The 6,761-nt window shown below is 49.5% G+C and carries 7 protein-coding genes and 1 pseudogene; all 8 read right to left on the reverse strand.

All coding sequences use genetic code 11. The annotated features are described in order from the left end of the window. Positions 1-291: 291 nt before the first annotated feature. Positions 292-744 (reverse strand): DUF3916 domain-containing protein, encoded by a 453-nt coding sequence (locus tag EVJ30_RS14670; protein WP_161568866.1) that lies wholly within the window; start codon positions 742-744, stop codon positions 292-294. A 35-nt stretch (positions 745-779) separates the two neighbouring features. Then, on the reverse strand, positions 780-1,268 hold the full coding sequence (locus EVJ30_RS14675; protein ID WP_131469554.1) for a DinB family protein: 489 nt from the start codon (positions 1,266-1,268) through the stop codon (positions 780-782). A 133-nt stretch (positions 1,269-1,401) separates the two neighbouring features. Beyond that, on the reverse strand, positions 1,402-1,995 hold the full coding sequence (locus EVJ30_RS14680) for an Imm64 family immunity protein (RefSeq protein WP_161568867.1): 594 nt from the start codon (positions 1,993-1,995) through the stop codon (positions 1,402-1,404). A gap of 102 nt (positions 1,996-2,097) precedes the next feature. Next, a complete protein-coding gene (locus tag EVJ30_RS14685; protein WP_131469556.1) occupies positions 2,098-2,883 on the reverse strand; it encodes an SDR family NAD(P)-dependent oxidoreductase in 786 nt (261 codons plus the stop codon). Between the two features lie 47 nt (positions 2,884-2,930). Continuing rightward, positions 2,931-3,944: an NADP-dependent oxidoreductase gene (locus EVJ30_RS14690; protein WP_131469557.1), complete on the reverse strand. Its 1,014-nt coding sequence runs from the start codon at positions 3,942-3,944 to the stop codon at positions 2,931-2,933. A 33-nt stretch (positions 3,945-3,977) separates the two neighbouring features. After that, positions 3,978-4,178: pseudogene (locus EVJ30_RS14695) on the reverse strand (alpha/beta fold hydrolase); the annotation flags it as partial. 133 nt (positions 4,179-4,311) lie between these two features. Next, complete coding sequence (locus EVJ30_RS14700) at positions 4,312-4,887, reverse strand: TetR/AcrR family transcriptional regulator (RefSeq protein ID WP_131469559.1); 576 nt, start codon at positions 4,885-4,887, stop codon at positions 4,312-4,314. A gap of 229 nt (positions 4,888-5,116) precedes the next feature. Continuing rightward, positions 5,117-6,379: an NCS2 family permease gene (locus tag EVJ30_RS14705; protein ID WP_131469560.1), complete on the reverse strand. Its 1,263-nt coding sequence runs from the start codon at positions 6,377-6,379 to the stop codon at positions 5,117-5,119. Positions 6,380-6,761 lie beyond the last annotated feature (382 nt).

The raw sequence follows: 6,761 nt of genomic DNA on the forward strand, positions 1-6,761 counted from the left end.
TCCATCGCGTCGAAATCATACATAGTGATGACGACAGTCATCGGATGAGGAACCGGAAATCATTGTTTTCGGCAGAAGTGTAAAAGGCAAACGAGCAAAAAGTGTCAAAATCAACTTGACGTCTACAAGATTATGAGTCACCTTCCTTTTACATATTAAATTGTACCATATTTTCTATCAAATTACCTTTCGACATTTTAATCAACTTGTAAATATCACTGTTGTTTTTGGGTTTACGTTGAGACGTTGTGCTTAACTTCCTATTATTCGTCATACAAAAAAATTGCCCGTTCATTGAACGAGCAACCAGACTTCTCCTGTATAAATATCATCCTCATCTTGAATCCGCTCGTGGAACCGATGCACCTCGTCATCCGCTGAGGCGACGAGCTTTTGTTGAAACACATCATCTAAGGGCAAGGGCGTCCATGTCTGTTCTGGCGAGTCACGTTTCATAAACACCTTCAATCGTGCATCATTTTCAAACACGAGGAGTTCGGACTGCCAAAGCGTCGGTAGGTCCAACAAGACGACGACCCGGTAACGCTCCTCTTCTCGGAGACGCACGAGACGGGAGGCCCCCTCCGTCATCGCCTCGATGACCGCATATTGAATCCGGCTGTTCTCTTGCACGGACAGTAAAAAAGGTTGATCGATTGGGATTTTATTATGCCAATATCCGTCATGGAACGTCGTCGGGAACGAATAGGTCTGTTCGTCGATATACGTGCGCAATCGTTTCAATCTTCGTCTGACACCGCGTACTTTCGCCCGTCTCCTCAAGACGTTGTCCCTAGTACAGCGTCGATTTGCCGCTGGTGATGTCGGTCATGTTCGATGAACTCGGTGACGATATAGGCAAGCGTGTAAGAAACACCCTCATGTGGAGAATGGGTCGCCCCGTTCGCCGTCGTGTGCGAATTCAGCGTCTCTTGACGCAATGACCGCAGCACTTCTATGAGTGAACTCCGACTCGTTTTGGCTAATTGGAGAACGTTTTCTCCCGAGAGACGTTTCGCTTTTTGGGTCGCCCGCGCGTTAAACGAGTCGAACTCAGGGAAGATCATCCCTTCTCCGTTCTTCACGGCTGGGATGATGACGTTCAACAGATGGTTGTCCCAATGGGCGATGTGAAGGACGACTGCTTTGATTGACCATTTGTCGGTCGCAATTGGCTTTTCCCACATCGATTCATCCAATCTCTCTAACGTGTTTAGCCAATCTGTATAGGATGCAAATTCGTCGATGACGTTTGAACGATTAGTCATGAATCTGTCCCTCCTCAATTCATAAGGTAAGGAAATTGTATCATGTTCGATTACTTCTGTTCCGGTCATATTTTTCTATCCTTGGTCAATCAAGCAACGCTTGACGGAAGCGATTGATTCTCACAATGATGACTTATACATCTAGCGAGATGGACACTTTCTTTTTGAATTGTGGAGTTATCCCGTCGATTGAAATCGAACCGTAAGTGACCGTTAAGCCTTCTGGCGTCGGGACAATAGAAAGGGAAAACGCATTTAGCCAGTCCGCTGACGTCGGAAATACCCCAGGGGCCCAATCCAGTTCAAGTTCGTGCCCAGCAATCGCGTACGAGAATGGCACATGACGATACACGTCGACGAGCAGTCGTTCGATTTGCTGTGTGAACGCGGATCTCGATGCAGGATGTGAAACGACATCTCCCCAGTTCAAATCGATGAGAATCCCGACATAAGTGTCCATCACTTGAAGGGACACGGTCATCACCATATCCACGCCTCCAAAATAGTTGCTTCGTAAATGGATAGATCCGTAATGCCCGATCCGAGCAAAGTCGGTATCTGTCGTTGTCGTCCAATCGTTCCCCGCTTCATCCTGACTGAATGTCACGTTTGTGATTTCTCCACCGCTACTTAACAGTTCCTCACATACATTTTGAGCAAGTTTAGGTAACGGATAATGGCTCGGATAAGCCATCCCGATGGAAATGAATCCGCCTGCTTGATCCATTCGAACACCTCCTTTTTCAATCATACAAAAAACGGCACCGTTAGGAACGGTACCGCGCTATGTTTGAGCCTCAGATGTTTATGCTAATGACGCCCTATTCATTCACTGCTTCGATCCATCCTGCATCGTTCGCATCATGCGAGTGATTCGCTTACGCGACAGCAGTCGGGGCAGGAAGGCAACGAGCCGATTCCGTCTCCCTGGGATGATCAAGGTCTTTCCGTTCATGAAACCACGATACCCGATATCCGCGACCCGTCCTGCTTCCATGATCGTGCCCGTTTGAAACAGTTTTGACGCCTGCATCCCGGAGCGGTCGACGAAACCGGTCGATGTTAACCCTGGACATAAAGCGGTCACCGTCACGTTCGTCCCGCTCACTTCATTTTCGAGCGCTTCTGAGAACGATAACACGTATGACTTCGTCGCGTGGTACACCGACATCAACGGTCCCGGGAAAAAACCGACCATGGAAGACACATTCATGATGCCCCCTTGATTCCGTTCAACCATACCGGGTAAAAACAATTTGGTCATCACCGTCAACGCCTTGATGTTGACGTCAATCATATTCACCTCTTGGTTCATGTCTGTCTCTAAGAACGTCCCGTACAGACCGAACCCGGCATTGTTGACCAAGTAGTCCACGTGGATCCCCTTCTCCTGGAGCTCCTTGTAAATCGCTTCTGGCACTCCCGGTGACGCGATGTCTTTGGCGATGACGGTGACGCCGACACCATGATTGATCCGATAATCTTTAGCGAGTTCTAACAGTTTCGCTTCATTCCGTGACACGAGTACCATCTCATGTCCATCCCGGGCAAAGCGATCGGCCAATTCTTTGCCGATCCCACCTGACACGCCTGTGATGAGAACCGCTTTTTTCATGGCAGTCTCTCCCTCTTTTTCTGCTACAAGCAGTAGTCTCACATACTTCAGAACGTAATGATGACCTTTCCTTTCGGCCGACCCGTCGCAACTAACTGTAGTGCTTCGTTCACTTCATCAATCGTAAATCGTTTCGGATGAAGGGCAGGAACGACTTGGTTCGCCTCCACGACGCTCGTGATTTCTTTGAGTTGTGCCCCATTCGCACGTACGAAGATGAAGCGGTATTCGACGTCATGTTTTTTGGCCATTCGGTCATATTTCGCACCCGCCATCGAAAAGATCGTTTGTTTCCAGAACGGGAGCTGTCGGTCTTTTGCGAAACGTTTATTCGGTCCTGTCCGCAAAGACAGGAGTCGTCCGCCTCGTTTGAGGATGCTCAGCTCTTTCTTGAATTCTGTCGGCCCTAACGTATCAATGACATAATCCACGTTTTTCAAGACGTCCTCATAGTTTTGCGTCGTATAATCCAAATATTGATCGGCACCGAGCTTCAGCGTCCGGTCGCGTGACTCCGCATTTCCACTGACGATCACTGTCAGTCCTAACGACTTCGCGAGCGGAACGGCCATTTGACCGAAACTACCCGATCCCCCCGGAATGAACACAGATTGTCCGGACTGGACGTTTAATTCTTCATGTAGTCCTTGGTAGGCTGTGAGTCCCGTTAAAGCGACAGCTGCTGCCTCTTCGTAAGATAAGTTTTTTGGCATCCTTGCGATGGCAGATGCATCGACTGCTACATATTCAGCGATGGCCCCGATTTTTTCGATCGGCAGACGCGTGTAGACGTCATCCCCGACGGAATAACCGGTCACATGTTTCCCGACCTGTTCGACGACACCCGCCAGTTCGTTCCCGATTGTCAGCGGGAAAGCATAATCTTGAATCAGTTTTACGCTACCGGTCATGATCAACATCTCGAGTGGATTGATGGCGGCGGTCTTTACCTTGATCAACACATCATTGTCCCCGATGTCCGGAACACGTACCTCGTTTACTTGCGCTTCGATTACTTTCGAATATCGACTGATTTGAGCTGCTTTCATCATTTTGTTCATGATTGACTCTCCTTTGTTTGTCTCGACAGATGATCAAATCGCATCTGAATCGAGGAATAGGTTGACGTGTGCGGCAAATCGTCCGAGGAACTGGAACAGATGACCGTGTCCAGAATCCGGATAGACGATCAATTGTGCGTTCGGTATTTTTTCGGCCAAAATGTAACTGTTTTCAGTCGGCACCATGATATCTTTTATCCCATTTGTCACGAGGACAGGTTGTTCGATCGCATGTAGCCATGCATAGTCTTCGCCCGGCTTTTGTTGCGCCCATTTCGCAACGGCTTGTAACTGTGCACCCTAAGTATGATAAAAACCTGTTGATGTTTTTTAGAATGAACGTTCTAAAACAGGTAAAAAAAGAAAGTCAGTCCAACACGCTGAGTGCCAGCGCGATGATGCTTTCTAATTCTTTTTGCGTGTAGTTCGTTTTGATCAAGACACGAAGACCGATCAAGTTGTTGTGCAGGAAACGCGCCATCTGTTCCGAATCGATGTCGGTTGACAGCTCGCCACTGATTTTTCCTTGTTGAATCAACTGTTGGAACATGTCCTCGGTCCGATGGAACATCGTCGTCGCCATCCGGTCTACCTCTTGGTCCAAGAGCGACAATTCGACGGCTGCATTGACGGATAGGCACCCTTTTGGATAGGTTTCAGAAGACCTCAGAATGAATCGAAATATATCCCCGATGGCTGACTTCACGGATTCATGTTGACGAATAATCGTCTCCATCTCATGCGTGATGAATTTTTCATACTCGCCGAGCGATGCTAAGAACAACGAGCGTTTGTCACCGAACGTGTCGTAAATGCTTCGTCGATGAATGCCCATGTGGTCGACCAAGTCTTGCATCGATGTTTTCTCATACCCTTGTTCCCAAAACAATTCCATCGCTTTCTTTAATACAATCGTTTCGTCAAACTCTTTACTTCTCGCCATCTCGATCCTCCTTCGGTCACCACATAGTTTTAGAATGAACGTTCTAACTACACCCTCACTATATCCTTTCTAGAACGATTAGTAAAGAATGAAGTTGATTACACGAAAGAAGAGGAGCATCATCCTCCCGGGACGACGCTCCTCTTCTCGCGATTATCTCCTCAATCGTTAGGAACAAGTTTCCTCTGTCGATTGGAGAGCACATGCTGAACGGGACCGTTCAGCATGTTTACAGCCAGACTGGTAAAGAAAAGAAAACCAAGAACAATACGGTCAAGACACCGACGACCGGACTGAGCGAGCGATAGCCCTTCTTGAACAAGACGATCATCGTGTAGGCGATGAAGCCGAGCCCGATGCCATCGACGATGGAATACGTGAACGGGATCATGATAATGACGAGGATCGCCGGGAAGGCCTGCTCCCAATTGTCGAGCGGCAGATGTTTCACGTTCTGGAACATCATCATGCCGATGATGATCAAGACCGGCGCGATCGCCGTCACCGGAATGATCGCGAACAGCGGCAACAGCAAGAGCGAGACGACGTAAAGACCTGACGTCACGAACGACGAGATGCCGCCGCGTGCGCCGACCGAGATGCCGGCCGCGACCTCGACCGTCGAGACGGTCGGGCTCGAGCCAAACATGGCACCGGCCATCGTCGACAACCCTTGGGCGATCAAACCTTTCGGGGCTTGATCGTCCTTGCCGATCGCCCGCGTCTGATTCTGGATCAGGCTGATGTTCTCGATCAACAAGACGAGCGTCAACACGCCGACCGCGATCAAGAAGATCGGTGATGTCGATTGCGCGAACGACACGTTGCCGAACACGGTCCCGAACGACTCGAAGAACGGTGTGAGCGCGAACTCACCTGTCCAGTCGAGCGTTCCCGTGACAGCGCTCAAACCGACACCGAACGCGATTGTCCAGAGGAAGCTGCTCGGTCCCATCTTCAAGAACAAAAGAATCGCGACGAATAGCGTCAGGAACGCGACCTGTACCGGTCGCTCTCCAAGGTCTCCGATGTGGAGCAGTGCCCCACCACCGCCCGAGACGATACCTGCCGCTTCGAGCCCGATCAAGATGAGGAACAGGCCGAGCCCGACCGTCAGTCCGTCATGAATGATCGGCGGGAACGCGTTCGCGAGTTTCCTCGCCACTTTCGTCACCGTCAGGAGTACGACGAGCGCCCCCGAGACGAGCGAGACGGCGAGCGCGCTCTGCCAGCTCAGTCCCATCTGCAAGACGAGCGTGTACGTGAACAACGCGTTGATGCCCATACCAGGTAGGAGCAACAACGGTAAGTTGAACAGTCCCGCGATGAACGTCCCGATGATACTTGTCAAAATCGCTCCGACGAGCGCTCCCTCGAACGGGAGTCCGGCTTGTGTCAAGATTGCCGCATGTACGGCCGGGATGTATGCTGTCGCCAGAAAGTTCAGCACGCCCCCGTATGTTTCTGTTTTCCATTCTGTTTGTTTTGCCATAGGAATCAATCCTTTGTTGGCACCCTCACCCACCCATGTGAATACACACGAGACTTATTATATCCTGTCTGACTTCAGACATGCAACACTATCATAGTTCAATTCCATCTTTGGACCCAATGTTGAGACGACTCCATCTAAAGGTTCATTTTATAAAATAAGAACAAACGTTCTTGTTTTTAGCATCTTTTTTGCGCGGAATCTGCTATAATAAAGAGGCAGGTTAACGCAGCAATAGTGGGGTCAGCCGTCAATTGTGACCGTCAAGATGAAAAGACAATCTGCGATGATTTAGCCGCAACAATTTCCGATGACTAAATATCTTTCGTCTCCGGCTCGAAGATGACCGAGCGGTTTCTCATTCGATAGCTCTCCTCGTCCA

The organism is Exiguobacterium sp. SH5S13 (assembly GCF_004337085.1).
In the GTDB taxonomy this organism is placed as follows: Bacteria; Bacillota; Bacilli; order Exiguobacteriales; family Exiguobacteriaceae; genus Exiguobacterium; species Exiguobacterium aurantiacum_A.